This is a genomic window from Streptomyces sp. NPDC052016, from assembly GCF_044548445.1.
Classification (GTDB): Bacteria; Actinomycetota; Actinomycetes; order Streptomycetales; family Streptomycetaceae; genus Streptomyces.
This window is the reverse complement of sequence record NZ_JBIUBX010000006.1, coordinates 74003-92935: the sequence shown is the minus strand read 5'-3', so window position 1 is coordinate 92935 and position 18933 is coordinate 74003. Positions and strand designations below refer to the sequence as shown.

The window sequence follows — 18933 nt, the reverse complement described above, 5'->3', positions numbered from 1 at the left end:
CGCCGGACGCGGGCCTCATTCGGTGGGCGTCGTCTCCTCGTGGATGACCTGCTGCGCCACCCGGAAGGCGCTGTTCGCCGCCGGTACGCCGCAGTACACCGCCGCGTGCAGCAGTACCTCCTTGATCTCGTCCGGGGTGAGGCCGTTGCGCAGGGCGGCGCGCGTGTGGAAGGCGAGCTCCTCCAGGTGACCGCCGGCGACCAGCGCGGTGAGCGTGACGCAGGAGCGTGCGCGCCGGTCGAGGCCCGGGCGGTCCCAGATCTCGCCCCAGGCGTAGCGGGTGACGAACTCCTGGAAGTCGCCCGAGAAGTCGTCGGCCTGGGACAGCGCCCGGTCCACATGGGCGTCGCCGAGCACCTCGCGGCGCACCTTCAGCCCCGCGTCGTACGGATCGGGGCGCCCGGTGAGCTCCACGGGCGCGGCCGGGGCGGCTGGCGCGATCTCGGCGATGGGCGTGACCTGCGGGGGCGGGGCCAGGACCGGCTTGAGGGAGACGCCCGGCATGGCGGTCTGGCCGGTGCCGTGGTCGTACGCGGGCTGCCAGGCGGTGGAGAAGTGCCGGACCAGCAGGTCGGTGACGGCGGCGGGCTGCTCCACCGGGACCAGGTGGGAGGCGCCGGGAACGACGGCGAGCCGGGCGTCCGGGATGCCCGCGACGAGCGTGCGCGCCTCGGCGGGGCCGGTGACCTGGTCGTCCGAGCCGACGAGGACCAGCGTCGGCACGCCGACCCGGCCGAGTTCGGCGCGCACGTCGAACGAGGCGAGCGCCTCGCAGGCGGCGATGTAGCAGCCGGGATCGGTGGTGCGCACCATCTGCACCGCCCAGTCGGTGATCGCGGGCTGGGCGGCGGCGAAGCCGCTGGTGAACCAGCGGTCGGGTGAGGTGCGGGCGATGGGGTCCAGGCCGTTGGTGCGGACGATCACGCCTCTCTGGCGGAACTCGTCCGCCGTGCCGAAGCGCGGCGACGCCGCGATCAGCGCGAGGGAGGCGACGCGTTCGGGGTGACGCAGAGCCAGCTCGACGCCGACCGCGCCGCCGAGCGCGCAGCCCGCGTAGCCGAAGCGCTGCACGCCGAGCGCGTCCAGAGTGGCGAGCAGCCGTCCGGCGAGGTCGGCGACGGAGCCCGCCGGATGGGCCGGGGCGCCGCCGTGGCCGGGCAGGTCGAAGCGGAAGACCCGCCACTGCTGGGCGAGCTCGGGGACCTGACGGTCCCACATGTGCCAGGTCGTACCCAGTGAGGGACCCAAGATCAGGACTGGTGCGTCTTCTCGCCCGTCAAAGCGGTATTGCAGGGTGTTCGTCGGTGTCTCACTCACGCCCTGCACGTTCTCACATCTCACCCATTCGCACGTGCCCGGGTGGGAACCCCGTGCAAGCCGTCCCACGTTGTGGCGGCTTTGCGCAGATCCTCCACGTCCGGCTTGACGCACGTCCTTGTGATTGTTCCGCTCGTGTGTCCGGCCCACCGCACACCCGTTCCGACCGCGGCGGGGTCGGTCGTACCCCTTCAGGCACGGCAGGGTCGCGCCGTCGTCCACCTTCGCGAGCCAGTACGTGTCCGTCGTACTGCCCGTGGCGGCAGACCCCGGCATCGGCGCCCGGCGTCGCCCGGTAGACGTCCGTGACGACCAGGGTCTCGTTGTACGCGGCAGGACCATCCGATCCGTGCAGGTCGGGGACGACAGCATCGCGACGTGGCTGATGTGGCCGCCGTCACGCTCGGCGAGAGGAGCACCACATACGGACTGATCGACTCCAGAGGCCCGAATCCTCACATTCCAGGCATGAAACCCGAAGGGGCATTGCCTGGTGGACAGCAGTGGGGGCGGTCACGCGTCCGGTTCGGTGACGTGCCCGTGTGCTGCCGACCGGGGTGGCAAGGCGGGTCAGAGGTCGTCGCCGGAGCCGCCCAGGCCGGTGAGGGCGCCGACCGGATCGGGGTCGGGCGTGCCGCGCGGCCACCAGTCGTCGTGGCCCGGTTCCGACTCGTACGCGTACCACAAGCCGTCGCGGCCGAAGCGGAGTTGGACATGGCCTCGGGGGTGCGTGAGGTGGTTGCGCCAGGGGCGGAAGGCGGGGAGGTCGGCGGCCAGGAGGAGGGGCCGGGCCCGGTCGAAGCGCCCGGCCGGCGGGTCCCAGGACTCCTCCAGCACGGCCAGCCCGTCCGGGCCGCCCTGGCGCCAGGCCGCCACCGCGCGCGCCAGGTCGGCCGGGGTACGGCCGGCGGCGGAGGCGAGGGAGGAGTAGAGGGCGCGGGTGGCGGCGGTGAGGCCGGAGCCCGGGCGGGACGCGGCGATGCGCACGGCGTCCTGCCAGAGGGTCAGCTCGCCGAACGCGTCGCGGCCGGTGGTCAGCAGGGCGTGGGCGCGGGCGGCCGCGTCGGTGGCGAGCTGGTCCAGTGCGAAGGAGTCGGGGCCGTCCGGGACGGCGGGGTAGGCCGGCGGCTGCTCGGGGTGCGGGGGCGCGGGCAGGGGGGCGGGGAGCGGCGGAAGCCGACGTGCCGGGTCGAGGGCCTCCGTGGCCCGGACGCCGGGGAGGGGTTCGGGTTCCCGCTCCTGGGCGGCCCGGGCCGCACGGGTCGCGTTACGGCGGGACAGCGCGTCGAGCAACTCGCGTTCGCCCCGCCCGCGCAGCAGGAGCAGGACGAACGGATCGGCGTCGAGCAGGCGCGCGGTCTGGTAGCAGAGGGCTGCGGCGTGCTTGCAGGGGTGGCCCCGGTCGGGGCAGCTGCAGTGCGGCTCCAGGTCGCCGGGGCCGGGGAGCAACGGCACCCCGCACTCGGCGAGGGACTCGGGCATCTCCTTGTCGAGGAGTGCGGCGATGTGCCCGGGGCGCTCGACGGCCGCGTCCAGGAAGCGCTCCCAGTCGTCGTCGCCGAGGGTGCGCAGCCGTACCTGTACGCGGTACGGGCGGGGGCGGCTGCCCTGCACGTACGCGAGGACGAGGCCGGGGGTCACGGTGATGACGTCGACGTTCCCCTGCTCGGCGTACCCCCGGCCGCGCGCCAGGCGCTTGGCGTCCAGGGCGCCTTCCTCCAGGGCGGTGATCCAGGCGTTGCCCCACCACGTCTCGGCGAAGCCGCCGTCCTCCGAGGTCGTGCGGGGCGGGAAGGCGGGGAAGGTGCGGCGGTGGTCGCCGGTGGCGGTGGTCCCGCTCGAACGGGGTCGGGAGGGAGGGAGCGAGGGGGCCGCCGTGGAGCGGGGGGTGGCGGCGGGAGTGGGGGTGGGGGTGAGCGCCGGGGCGGAGGGTGGTTCGGGCGCGGCTTCGGGTGCCGAGGGGGGCTTGGGGGTGGGGGCCGAAGGCTTCGGGGTGGAAGCCGATGCCGGTACGGCGCCGGCTGCCGACGACGGTGAACCGTCCGACGCGGTGCGGGACCGGTCGTCCAGGTCGCTCTCGTCGGCCGCGGTGGTCTCCATCGCCGGCATCTTGAAGGCCCCCGCGAGGAAGTTCCGTACGTGGCGTGCGCGGTCGTCGGCGACACGGTCGGGTGCACGGCCGGAGCGCCCGGCGGGGGCGGGCGCGGGGCGCGCGCCCATACGGACGGCTCGGCGGGCGGTCCGGGCTCCCGGCTCCCCCGCGCCCGCGTCGGCCGCATCCCGCCGCGCCTCCGCGCGGGCGGCCCGCAGGGCCTCGCGGGCGAGATCGGCGGGGCGCGAAGCGGTCGCGGGCCGGGAATCGGTTGTGGGCTGCGAGCCGGTCGTCGGCTGCGGCTCACGGGGCTCGTCGGTCGGCGGAGGAGTCGGCTGAGGGGCGTCCGTCGGCGGAGCATCCGTCTGCGGAGCATCCGTCTGCGGAGCATCCGTCGGCGGAGCATCCGTCTGCGGAGCATCCGTCGGCGGAGCATCCGTCTGCGGAGCATCCGTCTGCGGAGCATCCGTCTGCGGGGCGTCCACCGGCCTGGCGTCCGCGTGCCGGGCATCCATGTGCAAGGCATCCATCCGCAGGGCGTCCGTCTGTCGGGCGTCCGTCTGCGACACGTCCGTCCGCCGATCGTCGGTTCGCGGGGCGTGCGTCCTACGCCGCAGAGCCGCACGGGCCGCGTCGCCGGGACGGGGTGTGCGGGTGCCGGGCGGTGCCTCCGACGGCCGTTCCGGCGTCCGTTCCCGCTGCTCCTCCGTCTGCTCCGGCGACTGCTCCTTCGGCTGATGGTCCTTCTGGTGCTCCTTCTGCTGGTCCTTCTGCTGGTCGGGGCGTGCCCGGGGATCCTCTTGGGCGTGCTCCTGCGGCCGCTCCTCGGACTGTTCCCGCGCACGCCCGCGCGCAGCGCGCAACGCACGCCGGGCCTCGTCGGCGGGCCGGGTGCCGGGCTGGTCCTTCTCCCACTCCCCCATCACGCCTCCCTCCGCAGCCTGACCAGGTCGGACAGCTCACGGTCGGTCAGTTCCGTGAGGGCGGACTCGCCGGAGCCGAGGATCGCGTCGGCGAGGGCGCGCTTGGACTCCAGCATCTCGGCGATGCGGTCCTCGACCGTGCCCTCGGTGATGAGGCGGTGGACCTGGACGGGCTGGGTCTGGCCGATGCGGTAGGCGCGGTCGGTGGCCTGTTCCTCCACGGCCGGGTTCCACCAGCGGTCGAAGTGGACGACATGGCCCGCCCTGGTGAGGTTCAGGCCGGTGCCGGCCGCCTTGAGCGAGAGCACCAGGACGGGCGTCGCGCCGCTCTGGAAGCGGTCCACCATGCGTTCCCGCTCGGGCACCGGGGTGCCGCCGTGGAGGAGGTCCACGGGGACCGCGCGGCCGGCCAGGTGGGCGGTGATCAGGCGGGCCATGCCGACGTACTGGGTGAAGACGAGCGCCGAGCCGTCCTCGGCGAGGAGGGTGTCCAACAGCTCGTCGAGGAGGGCGAGTTTGCCGGAGCGGGTGGCGAGGGCGTCTCCTGTGGCTGTGGTCTCCTCCTTGAGGTACAGCGCCGGGTGGTCGCAGATCTGCTTGAGGGCGCCCAGGAGTTTGAGCACCAGGCCCCGGCGTGCGATGCCGTCCGCCGTCTCGATGGCGAGCATCGACTCGCGCACCACCGCCTCGTACAGCGCGGCCTGTTCGCGGGTGAGCGGGACCGGGTGATCGGTCTCCGTCTTGGGCGGCAGCTCGGGGACGATGCCGGGGTCGGACTTCTTGCGGCGCAGCAGGAACGGGCGGACCAGGCGGGCGAGGCGCTCCACCGCCTCCTCGTCCTCGCCGGTCTCCACCGCGCGCGCGTGCCGGGCGCGGAAGGACTTCAGGGGGCCGAGGAGGCCGGGGGTCGTCCAGTCGAGCAGGGCCCACAGCTCGGAGAGGTTGTTCTCGACGGGGGTGCCGGTGAGGGCCACCCGTGCGGGGGACGGGATCGTGCGCAGGGCCTTCGCCGTCGCGGAGTACGGGTTCTTCACGTGCTGGGCCTCGTCCGCGACGACCATGCCCCAGGGCTGCCGGGCGAGCGTCGGGGCCGCCGAGCGCATGGTGCCGTACGTGGTGAGGACGAAGCCTCCTGTGAGGTTCTCCAGGGTGCGGTCGGGGCCGTGGAAGCGGCGGACGGGGACGCCGGGGGCGAAGCGGGTGATCTCGCGCTGCCAGTTGCCCAGGAGGGAGGCCGGGCAGACCACCAGGGTGGGTTCGGTGCGGGCCCGCGTCAGGTGCAGGGCGATGACGGTGATCGTCTTGCCGAGGCCCATGTCGTCGGCGAGGCAGCCGCCGAGGCCGAGGGAGGTCATGAGGTCGAGCCAGGCCAGGCCGCGCAGCTGGTAGTCGCGCAGGCTGGCGTTCAGGCCGGCGGGCGGGTCGGCGGGCCGTACGCCGGTGGTGAGGCGGTCGCGCAGGGCGGCCAGGGCGCCGACGGGAACCGCCTCGACGGTCTCGCCGTCGACCTCGGCGGTGCCGGTGAGGGCGACGGACAGGGCGTCCACCGGGTCGAGCAGGCCCAGTTCGCGCTTGCGGGCCTTGCGGACGAGGGCGGGGTCGACCAGGACCCACTGGTCGCGCAGGCGCACGACCGGGCGGTGCGCTTCGGCGAGCGCGTCCATCTCGGCCTCGCTGAGCGGGTCGCCGCCGAGCGCCAACTGCCAGCGGAACTGGAGCAGTTCCTCACTCTCGAAGAATCCGGTGCCGTCGGTCGCGGAGCCGGGCGCGGGCCGGACGACCGCGGCGGCGCTGAGGTCCTGGGCGAGGTCCCTCGGCCAGTGCACGGCGACCCCGGCCGCGGCGAGGCGGGTCGCCGCCACGCCCAGCAGGTCGCTCAACTCGTCCTCGGACAGGGCGAGGACGTCGGGCGCGTCCTGGTCGGCGAGCCGGGCCAGCGGCGGCCAGACCCGTGCGGCGCGCCGGACGGCGAGGGCCGCGTCCACCCGCGCGCGGGGGCCGAAGGCGCCGTCCGCCTCGCCCGCCCACAGGGACGCCGCGTCGGTCACGAGGGTCGGGTCGGCGAGGCTGTGCACCTGGACGATCGCGGCGCCGGCGCGGCGCGCCCCCTCGCCGCCGTCGAACAGGTCGTACGCCGACAGGTCGAGCCGTAGGGAGATCCGCACGCCCGCGTCCATGCCGGCGGCGACCTCCGCCGCCCAGTCGTGGGCGCCGGGCAGCCGCTGCGGCCGGCGGTCCGCGAAGGGCCTGCCGGTCGCGTACGGCGCGGCGGGGGTGCGGGGCAGGGTGTCCGCGACGGCGTCCAGGAAGGCGCGCATCAGTGCTTCCGGCTGGGGCAGGCGCAGCGGGCCGGCGCCGGGCAGCGGGACGGCGTGCCCCTCGTGGGGCAGGGCCGCGGCGATCGCACGCAGGTGCGCGATGTCCTCCGGGTCGAGCGGGCCCGCGCGCCAGGCGTCATGACCGGTGGGGGTCAGTCCGGGCAGCAGCCGGCCGCGGGCGGCCAGCCGCAGCGCGTGCAGCGCGGCGGCGCCCCAGCAGGCGGTGGCCGGGTGGGCGGCGGGGTCACGGCGGGCGCGCACCAGGAGCGGGAGCGCCCGGTCGAGCGGCAGCGACAGCGCGGGGGCCGGGCGGCGGCGGACGGAGGCGCCATGACGTCGCACGACGGTCAGTTCCGTCCGGTCGGCGTGCGCGGGGCTGGGCAGGGGGCCGTCGTCCGGGTCCCAGAAGGCGATCCGGCCCTCGCGCGGGACGGGAGCGGGCAGGAAGACGGCGGGGAGACGCACCCCGAGCGGCTCCGCCGTGTGCTCGGCGAGCGAAGTCGTGTCGCTCATACGCAGTGTCCACCTCCCGCCCGCGTGTCGGATCAGTCGTCTTCGACTCTACGGGCGGGGTCTGACAATCGGCCCCGGCGGCCGGTCCCGGCCCCCGGGGCGGGGGGCCGCCGTGCGTCGCGGCGGAGGCGCATCATGCGGTCACCGCGCACGCGCCCACGGTCACCGCGGGCCCGCCATGCGGTCACCGCAGGCGCACAGTGCGGCCGCCGTAGGGACACCGTCCGGCACCGTAGGCGCCTGTGCAGGCGCCTGTGCAGTCACCGCGGCGCGTCCCGCCGTCGCCGCAGGCCCGTCGTTGGGTCGCCGCGCGCCCGCCGTGCATCACCGCGATCCCGCCGTGCGTCACAGGGGCCGCCGCGCATCACCGCGATCCCGCCATGCGTCACCGGGCCCGTCGTTCGGCCGCCGCGGAGGCGCACCGTGCGGCCACCGCGGACCCGCCGTCGCCATCGGGCCCACCGTCCCGTCGCCGCAGAGCACCGTCCGGTCACCGAAAAACACCGTGCGGTCCCCGCCGGGCCGCAGTACGGTCCCCGCCGGCCCGCCGCGGTCCCCGCGGCCACACCATGTCTGCCGTCAGGGAACCGTGCGGGAGACGACGTACACCATCGGGTAGACCGCGTTGCCCGTGTTCACGACCACGTCCAGCGTCGGCTTCGGGTTCTTCTGCGCGCGGACGAAGCCGAAGTAGTCGCCGGGGCGGGAGTCGGGGCCGGAGAACTTCCAGCCGGTGATGTCCTGGTCGCGCTCGCTGATCGCGATGTCGTCCTTCACCAGGGCGTCGCGGTCGAGGCCGAGTTCCGCGAGGAAGGCGTCCAGGCCGGCGTGCGTGGTCTGGAACTGCACGTAGAGGCGGCTGGTCTTCCAGTTGTTCGTCTCGTAGTAGGCGACCTGGTTCGACGGGTGCGGGATCGGCACCTGGTAGAGGCGCTGCTGGACCTTCGACGGCCAGGCCTCGGTGAGGCCGGTCGCCGAGTACTTCGCCTCCTTGTTCTTGCCGCTGTCCCGGCTCTGGTTGGCGGAGATCACCAGGTATCCGGCCGGAACGCCGATGAGCAGCACGATGATCAGCAGGGTGAGCGCCCGGCGCCGGATCACGTGACCCTGGCTCTCCGGCGGGCGGGGAGGATCGTCCGGCAGCGTGGCTCCGGGGGGAAGTGAGTGAGTCATGCGGTGTCCTTGGCCCGGCGGGCGGCCTCCGCGAACCGCTCGAAGCGCTCGTACCGCTCCACACGGCGACGCTTGGCGCGCCGGAAGCGGCGCGCCACCAGGCGGGCCAGGTCAGCGGCACCGACCATGCCGGCCTCGGGGCCGAGCTGGGCGCGCACGATCCGGGCCTCGGGGCGGTAGCCGCGGCCGGTGAGGTGGCGCTTGAACGCGTCCCGCGCGGGGCCGATGAGCAGGTCGTCGGCGGCCGAGACGCCGCCGCCGATGACGAAGCAGGACGGGTCGAGGGCCGCGGCCAGGTTGGCGATGCCGACGCCGAGCCACTGGCCGATGTCCTGGAGCAGCTCGATGCACATCGCGTCGCCGTCGCGCGCCAGCTCGGTGATCATCGGGCCGGAGATGTCACCGATCTGCCCCTTGACGTGCTCGATGATCCCGTACGCCACCGGCGAGTCGGCGGCGGCCAGCTCCTTGGCCTCCCTGACCAGCGCGTTGCCGGAGCTGTACTGCTCCCAGCAGCCTCGGTTGCCGCACGGGCAGCGGTGGCCGCCGGGCACGACCTGCATGTGCCCGAACTCGCCGGCCACTCCGTACTTGCCCCGCTTGACCTGGCCGTCCTCGAGGATCGCGCCGCCGATGCCGGTGCCGAGGGTGATCATGACGAGGTGGTCCTCGCCACGGCCCGCGCCGAAGCGCCACTCCGCCCAGGCGGCGGTGTTGGCGTCGTTGTCGACGAGGACGGGGACCGACAGGCGGCCGGAGAGGCGGTCCCGCAGCGGCTCGTTGCGCCACGACAGGTGCGGGGCGAACAGGACGCGGTTGCGGTCGGCGTCGACCCAGCCGGCCGCGCCGATGCCGACGGCGTGCACGTCGTGCCGGTCGGACAGGTCCAGGACCAGCTCGACGATCGTGTCCTCGACGACCTGGGGAGACTTGGACTTGTCCGGGGTCTCCGCCCGGACCTTCTCCAGGATGTTCCCGTCGGCGTCGACCACGCCCGCCATCACCTTGGTGCCGCCGATGTCGATGCCGACCGTCGGCACGCGGGGTGCGGTCAGGTGCGAGCGGCGCTCCCGTGTGCCCACGGTTCTGAGTGCGGGGGCGCGGCGGGAGCCGATGGGGGCGGTGAAGTTGCCGTAGGTGCTCATCGTCGCCGATTGTGCCTCACGCACATGGGGGGTGCCGAGCGGGGAGCGACGGCGAGGCGCGCGTGCCCCGCCGTCCGCGGGCGCGTGGTGAGCACCGCCGCCGTGGCCGGCCGCGCCTGCGCGGCCGCGCGTCGGCACGGCGGGCGCCCTAGGTCCGCCGCAGCTCGTGACGCAGGTCGTCCAGTTCGTTTCCGCCCGCCATCTGGCGAGTGAGCTCCTCCAGGGTGATCTCCTCCCGGGTGTGGCTGCCCACCATCGTGCCGCGCTTCAGCAGCACGAACCGGTCCCCCACCAGGTACGCGTGATGCGGGTTGTGGGTGATCAAAACAACACCCAGCCCCTGGTCCCGTGCCGCCGCCACATATTTCAGGACCACGCCCGACTGCTTCACGCCCAGGGCCGCCGTCGGCTCGTCGAGCACCAGGACCTTCGCGCCGAAGTACACGGCGCGGGCGATCGCCACGCACTGGCGTTCGCCGCCGGACAGGGTGCCGATGGGCTGGTCCACGTTCCGCAGGTCGATGCCCATACGCAGGAGCTCGGCGTGGGTGGTGCGGCGCATGAAGTCGACGTCCATGCGCCGGAAGGGGCGGACGCCCTTGCGGGGCTCGGAGCCGAGGAAGAAGTTGCGCCAGACCGGCATCAGCGGCACGACGGCCAGGTCCTGGTGGACCGTGGCGATGCCGCGGTCGAGGGCCTCGCGCGGGGAGGACAGCGTCGTCTCCACGCCGTCGAGGCGCAGAGCACCGGCGTCATGCCGGTGCAGCCCCGCGATGATCTTGATCAGGGTCGACTTGCCGGCGCCGTTGTCGCCGAGGACGCAGGTGATCTCTCCGGGGTGGACCTCGAGGGACACGCCTTCGAGCGCGCGGACGGTGCCGTAGTGCTTGCCGACGTCGGACAGTTCCACCAGGGCCGTACGGTCCGGCGCCGCCGTCGTCGGGATCGTCCCGGTCACTTCGTGGCCTCCGCGCGCTTGCGGACCCAGACGTTGAGCAGGGTCGCGAGGAGCAGCATCGCTCCCAGGAAGAACTTGAACCAGTCGGGGTTCCACTCGGCGAAGACGATGCCCTTGCTCGTCATGCCGAAGATCAGCGCGCCGACCGCCGAGCCGATCGCGCTGCCGTGGCCGCCGGTGATCAGGCAGCCGCCGATGACGGCCGCGATGATGTAGATGAGCTCGTTGCCCACGCCCTCGCCGGACTGGACGACGTCGTAGCTGAACAGCAGGTGCTGGCCGGAGACCCAGGCGCCGAAGGCGACCCCCATGTACAGCCCGGTCCTGACCCTGTGCACGGGCACGCCGAGCGCGCGGGCCGCGTCCTTGTTGCCGCCCACCGCGAAGATCCAGTTGCCGGCCCGGGTCCGCAGGAGGATCCAGGAGGCCACCGCGACCAGGGCGAACCACCACAGGATGGTGACCTTCACGTCCACGCCGCCGATCGTCAGCGTCGAGGCGAAGACGTCGCGGGCGGCGGGGAAGCCCTCCATGTCGGCGATGGTCTTCGTCGAGACCGTGCCGTCGATCAGCTTCGTGAAGCCGAGGTTCATGCCGGTCAGCATGAGGAAGGTGCCCAGCGTGACGATGAAGCTGGGCAGGCCGGTGCGGCTCAGCACGAAGCCGTTGAAGGCGCCGATGGCCAGGGTCACCATCAGGGACACCGCGACGCCCACCCAGACGTTCGCCGTCATCTGGTAGCTGAACATCGACGAGATCAGCGCCGAGGACGTGACCAGGACTCCGGCCGAGAGGTCGAACTCGCCGCCGATCATCAGCAGCGCCACCGGGACGGCCATGATGCCGATCGTCGAGGCCGCGTACAGGACCGTGCTGAGGCTGCTCGCGCGCAGGAAGCTGTCGGCGGCGACGGCGAAGAAGAGGAAGACCGCGACCGCGCCGACGACCGAGCCCAGCTCCGGCCGGACCAGCAGTCTGCGCGGCGCAGACGTCTGCAGAAACCTTTCGTCGGTGAGCGCGCTCATCGGGTGCCCCGCTCCGTGTACCGGGCGAGCTCGGCCGCCTGCTCCTTGGTGATGATCTGCGGGCCGGTGAGCACGGGCTTGCCGCCGCCGAGGACGTCGCCGTTGTACCGGTACAGCCACAGCAGGTCGACGGCCTGGTAGCCCTGGAGGTAAGGCTGCTGGTCGACGGCGAAGCCCAGGGTTCCGTCCGCCAGGCCCGCGGCGACCTTGGCGTTGAGGTCGAAGGTGTCGATCTCGGCCTTGCTGCCGGCGCTCCTCCTCGCCTTCACGGCGGTGTCGGCGTACGGGGCGCCGAGGGTGACGACGGAGTCGACCGACGGGTCGGCCTGCAGCTTGGCCTCGATCGCGGACTGCACGTCGGGCATGTTGGTGCCGTTGACGTAGAGGTTGTCGACCTTGCCGGCGAAGGTGGCCGCGACACCCTCGCAGCGCTGCTCGTGGCCGACGTTGCCCTGCTCGTGCAGGACACAGACGGCCTTCTTCCGGCCGCGCCGGTTCAACTCCTCCCCGACGGCCTCGCCCGCGATCGTCTCGTCCTGGCCGATGTGGGTGAGCGCACCGAACGCCTCGGACTCGGCCGAGCCGGAGTTCACCGTGATCACGGGGATGCCGGCCTTGACGGCACGGGCGACCGCGGCCTTCAGGGCGTCGGGCTTGGCGAGGGTGACGATGATGCCGTCGACCTTCTTGTCCACCGCCGCGTCCACGAGCTGGGCCTGCTGCTGGGCCTCGTCGTCGTGGGAGTACAGGAAGTCGATGTTGTCCTTGAGGGCGGCCTGCTCGGCGCCGCTCTGGACGATGTCCCAGAAGGTGTCGCCGTCCCCCGAGTGCGTGATCATCGCGAAGGTCCAGCGGGGGGTGTTCACCGCCGCCCCGCCCTGCGCCGCCGCGGCCTCGTGGGCGTCCTCCGCGCGTCTGCCTCCGGTGCTGCTGCACCCGGCGAGGGACATGCAGAGCACCCCCGCCAACGCGATCCCTGCCCAGGTCCGAAACGGTGCCACGAGGCCGTGCCCTTCTTGCCGTGTTCTGTCGTACCCACACGTCCGGTGACCGCTCACCGGACGCAAACGCCCCAGTATCGAACACGTGGATCACGAGACCCACGGCCGGGGACCGCGAGGCGGTCATCTTGTCCGAACATCCAGTCAATGTGCCGTGACCGTGCGAGCCCGCGAGCCGCGCGCGAGTCGCATGCGGGCCATAGGCCGAGGCGGTCTCTTGAGAGATGGATCTCGGGATCGCCAGGAGCGCCCCTTTCACCGCTTCACTTTCACCCTCACCGGCGCCGCGAGGGCCGCCTCAGCCCGCTGCCCGGACCCCTCACATCCGCCCACCGGACCGCACGCGCTTCGGTGCCGGGCCGCACCCCCTTCGCTGCCGGGCCGCACCCCCTTCGCTGCCGGGCCGCACCCGCTTCGCTGCCGGGCCGCACCCGCTTCGCTGCTGGGGCGCGTCAGGAACGCTGCTGGGCGTCGCCATGTCCGCTGCCGGGCGTGCGTGCATCATGTCCGCTGCCGGGCGCTCGGGCTCGGCGGCGCAGTGGCGCGACGGCGCGACGCGGTGGCGACGGCAGCGCGACAGCGCGGCGACGGCGCGGCGCGCGGCGACGGCGGGTGCCCGACCACCGCCGGGTCGCCTCGGACCGCTCCGGGCTGTTTCGGCCGCTTCCGGCTGCTTCCGTATGCTTAGACCCTTTTAGACCGCTTCAGGGCGCTTCAGGGCCGTACGAGCAGCTGGAACTCGAACGAGTAGCGCGTCGGGCGGTAGATGTGGTCGCCGAACTCGACGGCGCGGCCCGTGTCGTCGAAGGTCGTGCGTTGCATGGTGAGCAGCGGGGCGCCCTCGTCCTCCGCGAGCCGCTCGGCCTCGGCGGCGGTGGCGGCGCGGGCGCCGATGGACTGGCGGGCGCTGTGCAGGGTGATCCCGGCCGCCCGCATCAGGCGGTACAGGCCCGTGGCCTCCAGCTGTGCCGTGTCCAGGTCGAGCAGGCCGGAGGGCAGGTGGTTGCACAGGTACGCCATCGGCTCGCCGTGCGCGAGGCGCAGCCGCTCCACGCGCTGCACCTCGCTGCCCTCGGCGACCCCGAGGGCCGCCGCGACCTCCGCGGTCGCGGGGACGACGGTGTTGACCAGGACCGTGGTGGCGGGGCGCTGGCCGGCCGCCTCCAGGTCGTCGTAGAGGCTGCTGAGCTCCAGCGGACGCTTGACCTGGCTGTGCACGACCTGGGTGCCGACGCCGCGGCGCCGCACCAGCAGCCCCTTGTCGACGAGGGACTGGATCGCCTGGCGGACGGTCGGACGGGACAGGCCGAGCCGGGCGGCGAGCTCGATCTCGTTGCCCAGCAGGCTGCCGGGCGTGAGTGATCCGTGCTCGATGGCGGCCTCGAGCTGCTGGGACAGCTGGAAGTACAACGGCACCGGGGAGTTCCGGTCCACACGGAGTTCCAGCTGCACGGTCGGGTCCACTTCTGGTTTCGGCACGGGCCGAGCGTAGCTCCGTGGCGTGTTGACGGGAAGTTGTGTAGTTCGATTGTCCGGACATACGCATTGACAGCGTGCGGACTCCGACGCCACCGTGATGACATGCGCATCGGGGTCATCGGGACGGGCCGCATCGGCACCATTCATGCGAACACGCTCAGCCGTCACCGCGAGGTGGGATCCCTCATCCTGACGGACACGGAGCCCGTGCGAGCCCAGGAACTGGCGCTCCGGCTGGGCGAGACGGCCGCTCCCGGGGTGGACGAGATCTTCCGTTGGGGCGTGGACGCCGTGGTGATCACGACGGCGACCTCGGCCCACGCCGAACTGATCGGCCGGGCTGCGCGCTCCGGACTTCCGGTCTTCTGCGAGAAGCCCATCGCGCTGGACCTGGCGGGCACCTTGGCGGCGATCGCCGAGGTCGAGGCTGCGGGAACGGTCCTTCAGATGGGTTTCCAGCGCCGCTTCGACGCCGGTTACACGGGAGCGCGGGAGGCGGTGCGTTCCGGGCGGCTCGGCCGGCTGCACACCGTGCGGGCGGTCACGTCCGACCAGTCGCCGCCACCGGCCGCGTGGCTCCCGGTGTCCGGGGGCCTCTTCCGGGACGCGCTGATCCACGACTTCGACGTGCTGCGCTGGGTGACCGGGCGGGAGGTGGTCGACGTGTACGCCGCCGGATCGGACGCCGGGCCCGCGATGTTCCGCGCGGCCGGGGACGTGGACACGGCGGCCGCGGTCCTCACCCTCGACGACGGCGCCCTCGCCACCGCCACGGCGACCCGGCTGAACGGCGCGGGCTACGACGTCCGGATGGAGCTCGCCGGGGAGCTCGACCAGATCGTCGTCGGCCTGGACGACCGCACCCCGATCGCCTCGACCGAGCCGTCGGGGCCGCCGGCCGCGGACAAGCCGTGGACCGGCTTCCTGGAGCGCTTCGGCCCCGCGTACGAGGCGGAGCTGAACGCGTTCGTGGAGGTCATCCGGGGAGTGCGGCCCAACCCCTGCGACGGGCGCGAGGTCCTCCAGGCGCTGCGGATCGCGGAGGCCTGCGAGGTGTCCCGGCGGGAGCGGCGGGCGGTGGCGCTGGCGGAGATCCCGGGGGCGGAGCCGGCCGCACAGGGAGCGTCGTCGGCACCGGGCGGGTACGAGGTCCACCGCTCGGTGTGAGCCGCCCCCGGCCGTCTCACCAGCGCACCGGCAGACTGCGCATCCCGCGCATCAGCATGCCTGGCAGCCACTCGCCCGGCGGGCCGTCCGGGGTCAGACCGGGAGCGCGGTCCAGGAGGGAGCGAAGGGCCGTGCGGGCCTCCAGGCGTGCCAGGGGCGCGCCCAGGCAGAAGTGGATGCCGTGGCCGAAGGCGAGGTGACCGCGCGGGTCGCGGCGGACGTCGTAGTGGTCGGGGTCCGGGTAGCGCAGCGCGTCGCGGTCGGCGGACGCGAGGCCGATCAGCACCGGATCGCCCTTCTCGATCGTCACACCCGCGATCTCCAGGGGCTCGACGGCGAAGCGGTAGGTGGCGTTCTCCACCGGGCCCTCCCAGCGCAGGGTCTCCTCCACCACGCCGTCGAGGAGGGCCGGGTCGGCGCGCACCGCCGCGAGCTGGTCCGGGTGGGTGAGCAGAGCGTGGACGGCGTTGGTGACGAGGTTGACCGTGGTCTCGTGGCCGGCGATGAGCAGGAGGAACGCCATGCCGCGCAGTTCCTCGGCGGAGAGCCGGTCGCCGTCCTCGGCGGTGGTGCGGATCAGGTCGCTGAGCAGATCACCGCCCGGCCCGGCGCACCGCTTGTCCTCGATCAGCTCGGCGAGGTAGGCGCCCAGCCGCACGAACGCGTCGTGGCCGTGGTCCGCGCCGGTGGGGGCGACCACCTCCGTCGACATCTCGCGGAAGACCGCGCGGTCGATCTCCGGGACACCGAGCAGCTCGCAGATGACCGTGATGGGCAGCGGGTAGGCGAAGGACTCCACGAGGTCGGCGCGGCCGCGCGGCAGCATCGCGTCGAGCAGGTCGTCGGTGATCTGCTGCACGCGCGGGCGCAACGCCTCCACGCGGCGCATGGTGAACGCGCGCGAGACGAGCGAGCGCAGCCGCGTGTGCTGCGGCGGATCGCTGATCAGCATGTGCTTGCCGATCACCTGCTCGTCCAGGAACACCGCGCCGATCCGCTCACCGTCCTTGACCAGCCGGGGGTCGGCGAGCGCGGCGCGCGCCTCCTCGTACCCCACGACCAGCCAGGTCGCGTAGGTCTCGTCGGAGCCGGGCGGGCGCACCAGGTGCACCGGGCCACGCTCCCGCAGGCGCGCGTACACCACGTGCGGGTCACGCCGGAACTCGTCGCCGAACGCCCCCAGGTCGATCACTTCGGTCATCTCGCTCCCCCTCCCGTCACACAGTCAACGCGCGCGTGGCCCCGCTAGTGCCCGTCCCCCGCGTCCTCGTCGAGAAGTCCCGCGTCGTACGCCAGCAGCGCGATCTGCACCCGGTTGTTGAGGTCCAGTTTGGCCAGGACGCGGGAGACGTGGGTCTTGACGGTGGCGACGCTCATGAACAGTCCGGCGGCGATCTCCGCGTTGGACAGGCCGCGGCCCACGGCGACGGCGACCTCGCGTTCGCGCTCCCCCAGGGCGGCGATCCGGGCACGCGCGCGCGTACGCCGGGTGTCGGCGGCGGAGCCCGCCGCGTGGGCCATCAACTGGCGGGTGACGGTGGGCGACAGGACGGGGTCGCCGGCCGCGACCCGGCGCACCGCGTCGAGGATCTCGGCGGGCGGAGTGTCCTTGAGGACGAAGCCCGCGGCGCCCGCGCGCAGCGCCCGCAGCACCTGCTCGTCGGCGTGGAAGGTGGTGAGGACCACGACCTGCGGGGCGTCCTCGCGGGCGCGCAGCCGCTCGGTGGCGGTCAGACCGTCCACCGACGGCATCCGGATGTCCATCAGGACCACGTCCGGGCGGGTGCGGTCGACGACCGCCTCGACCTCGCCGCCGTCGGCGGCCTCACCGACGATCTCGATGTCGTCGGCGCCGCCCATCATGAAGGACAGCCCGGCGCGCACCAGCGGGTCGTCGTCGACGAGGAGCAGTCTGATCGCAGTCATGGGGCTTACGAAATCACGTGCGGAGCCGGTGAGTTGCCCACACGGCGCCCGTAACTCCCCGGCTGCCTCGGCGAGGACACGGTCTGCGCCACCGGCTTCCGGGCCGCACCGGCCCCCGCGTGTCCGAGCCGCGACCGCTTCGCGCCGTCGAACCGCCCGGGCGTCGCGGCGGATAGCCGTAGCCGGTCGCGGCGGGTTCGCGGCACGGCGGGTGCCCATCGCGGCGGATTCGCGGCACGGCGGATTCCGGTCCCCGCGCGACGGGTCAGCGGCGGGTTCCCCGCGCATGTCGCCACCCCGGTTGTCGTCCGGACGGCTCGTCCTAGGCGGGCCACGGCAGCCACGCACGGACCTCGAACCCGCCGTCCTCCCGTGGCCCGTACAGCAGGCGGCCGCCGGTCAGCGTCGCGCGTTCGGTGAGGCCGATCAGGCCCTGACCGGAGCCCGGGACCAGTGGTACGTCGCCCTCCGGCGCCGGGTTGCGGACGGTCACGGCGAGGCCCTCGCCGGGGCCGCCGGCGACGGTGACCGCGGCCTCCGCGCCCGGCGCGTGCTTGCGGACGTTGGTGAGGCACTCCTGGGCGATGCGGTACGCCGTGCGGCCGACGGAGGCGGGGACCGCGGCCGGGTCCGTGACCCGCTGGTCGAGCATGACCTTCATGCCGGCCTCGCGGGACTCGGCGACCAGCGCGTCCAGGGCGGCCAGGGTCGGCTGGGGCCGGCCCGGCTCGTCGGGCTGCCCGGCCCGCAGGACGCCGATGATCTCCCGCAGGTCCTGGAGGGCCTCGTGGGCGCTCTCCCGGATGACTCCGGCCGCCCGTGCGATCTCCTCGCGGGGCGCGTCCGGCCGGAACTCCAGCCCGCCCGCGTGCACGCTGAGCAGGGTCAGCCGGTGGGCGAGCACGTCGTGCATCTCCCGGGCGATGGCCTCGCGGGCCAGCCGCTGCGCCTGCTCGGCACGCAGCCGCGCCTCCGTCTCCGCGCGCCGGGCCCGGTCCCGCAGGCTGAGCATGAGCTGCCGCTTCGACCGGACGAACAGGCCCCAGACGATGATCGTGACGGTGAGCAGCACGGTCCACACCAGCGCCGGCCCGTACTCCAGGTCGGGATCCGGGCGCACCCACATCAGCACCGGGATCAGCACGAGCTGGATGCCTCCGACCCACGCGACGTACCGGAAGGGCCGGTGCACGGCGAGGGTGAACAGGGCGACCGTGCCCGCGCCGGCCGAGGTGGTGGAGAGAAAGCCGAGGGGGACGGTCGCGGCGGCCAGGGCGAGGGGCATGCGGCGGCGCAGCCAGACCGCGGCACACGACAGCGCGCCCAGAAGCTGGTCGGCCACGACTACGGCGTGCGGGAGCTCCTGGTCGTCGGAGAGCGTGTCCGCCACCGCCAGGCCGATGGCGACGGCCAGCAGGAAGCAGGAGAAGTCGACGATCCAGTCGCGTACGGTGCGCCGCGGACGACGGCGCCCGGCCTGCCCGGCGTCCGGGTCCAGCTCGACGGCCACGGCGGACGGCAGCAGCCACCGGCGCCCAGGGAAGGCCGGCACCGTCGCCATCGTCTGCTCGTCGCCCCTCATGGCCGACAAATCTACGCAGCGGGGACCCGCGCCACCTCTGTCCCGACGGGATCGGCGACCAAAGCGGCAGGACCGCCTACCGAAGTCGCGGGAAGGCCTACCGAAGTCACTTGCAGGCCTGCCGAAGTCGCCATCAGGCGTGCCGAGTTCGCCATAAGGTCTGCCCGATCTGCCAAAGGCCTACGGAAGTCGACGGTGGCCCTGCCGAAGGTCGGGGCCTGTCCTGCCGCGGACCGACCGGGCGGCGACTTCCGGTGCGGGGCGGTCGGACGCGGGCGAGCCTTCCGCCGGAGAGGTCTCGCCCCGCGGCCGAT

13 protein-coding genes and 1 pseudogene are annotated in these 18933 nt (G+C 73.6%); 1 reads left to right on the top strand and 13 read right to left on the bottom strand.

Annotated elements, in window-relative coordinates:
* Positions 1-15: 15 nt before the first annotated feature.
* The 10 genes and pseudogenes from pcaC to ACIHAR_RS09835 all read right to left on the bottom strand — a co-directional run bounded on the left by pcaC (position 16) and on the right by ACIHAR_RS09835 (position 13917).
* Positions 16-1317, bottom strand: coding sequence for a 4-carboxymuconolactone decarboxylase (pcaC, locus tag ACIHAR_RS09880; protein ID WP_400018369.1), 1302 nt, complete (start codon positions 1315-1317; stop codon positions 16-18).
* Between the two features lie 570 nt (positions 1318-1887).
* On the bottom strand, positions 1888-3417 hold the full coding sequence (locus ACIHAR_RS09875; protein WP_400018600.1) for an SWIM zinc finger family protein: 1530 nt from the start codon (positions 3415-3417) through the stop codon (positions 1888-1890).
* Between the two features lie 295 nt (positions 3418-3712).
* Positions 3713-3826: pseudogene (locus tag ACIHAR_RS09870) on the bottom strand (hypothetical protein); the annotation flags it as partial.
* A 505-nt stretch (positions 3827-4331) separates the two neighbouring features.
* The gene (locus ACIHAR_RS09865; RefSeq protein ID WP_365459216.1) at positions 4332-7163 is read right to left on the bottom strand and encodes a DEAD/DEAH box helicase; all 2832 of its coding nucleotides are present in this window, start codon (positions 7161-7163) and stop codon (positions 4332-4334) included.
* Between the two features lie 579 nt (positions 7164-7742).
* Positions 7743-8336 (bottom strand): sugar kinase, encoded by a 594-nt coding sequence (locus tag ACIHAR_RS09860; RefSeq protein WP_365459213.1) that lies wholly within the window; start codon positions 8334-8336, stop codon positions 7743-7745.
* Entirely contained in the window at positions 8333-9481 is a 1149-nt protein-coding gene (locus ACIHAR_RS09855) for an ROK family glucokinase (protein WP_365459210.1), read from the bottom strand. The genes ACIHAR_RS09860 and ACIHAR_RS09855 overlap by 4 nt, the downstream gene beginning before the upstream one ends.
* A 148-nt stretch (positions 9482-9629) precedes the next feature.
* Positions 9630-10439, bottom strand: a complete 810-nt coding sequence (locus tag ACIHAR_RS09850) for an ATP-binding cassette domain-containing protein (RefSeq protein WP_400018365.1) — start codon at positions 10437-10439, stop codon at positions 9630-9632.
* Positions 10436-11464: an ABC transporter permease gene (locus tag ACIHAR_RS09845; protein WP_400018363.1), complete on the bottom strand. Its 1029-nt coding sequence runs from the start codon at positions 11462-11464 to the stop codon at positions 10436-10438. Before ACIHAR_RS09845 ends, ACIHAR_RS09850 begins: the two co-directional genes overlap by 4 nt.
* Positions 11461-12465 (bottom strand): sugar ABC transporter substrate-binding protein, encoded by a 1005-nt coding sequence (locus ACIHAR_RS09840; protein WP_400018361.1) that lies wholly within the window; start codon positions 12463-12465, stop codon positions 11461-11463. The genes ACIHAR_RS09845 and ACIHAR_RS09840 overlap by 4 nt, the downstream gene beginning before the upstream one ends.
* Positions 12466-13179: 714 nt before the next feature.
* Positions 13180-13917: a GntR family transcriptional regulator gene (locus tag ACIHAR_RS09835; protein ID WP_400018597.1), complete on the bottom strand. Its 738-nt coding sequence runs from the start codon at positions 13915-13917 to the stop codon at positions 13180-13182.
* A 129-nt stretch (positions 13918-14046) separates the two neighbouring features.
* On the opposite strand from ACIHAR_RS09835, the gene ACIHAR_RS09830 reads away from it, so the two are divergent.
* A complete protein-coding gene (locus ACIHAR_RS09830) occupies positions 14047-15111 on the top strand; it encodes a Gfo/Idh/MocA family oxidoreductase (protein WP_400018359.1) in 1065 nt (354 codons plus the stop codon).
* A gap of 16 nt (positions 15112-15127) precedes the next feature.
* On the opposite strand, the gene ACIHAR_RS09825 is transcribed toward ACIHAR_RS09830, so the two are convergent.
* The 3 genes from ACIHAR_RS09825 to ACIHAR_RS09815 all read right to left on the bottom strand — a co-directional run bounded on the left by ACIHAR_RS09825 (position 15128) and on the right by ACIHAR_RS09815 (position 18619).
* Positions 15128-16312: a cytochrome P450 gene (locus tag ACIHAR_RS09825; RefSeq protein WP_365459195.1), complete on the bottom strand. Its 1185-nt coding sequence runs from the start codon at positions 16310-16312 to the stop codon at positions 15128-15130.
* A 44-nt stretch (positions 16313-16356) separates the two neighbouring features.
* On the bottom strand, positions 16357-17037 hold the full coding sequence (locus tag ACIHAR_RS09820) for a response regulator transcription factor (RefSeq protein WP_365459192.1): 681 nt from the start codon (positions 17035-17037) through the stop codon (positions 16357-16359).
* Positions 17038-17359: 322 nt separating this feature from the next.
* Complete coding sequence (locus tag ACIHAR_RS09815) at positions 17360-18619, bottom strand: sensor histidine kinase (RefSeq protein ID WP_400018358.1); 1260 nt, start codon at positions 18617-18619, stop codon at positions 17360-17362.
* Positions 18620-18933 lie beyond the last annotated feature (314 nt).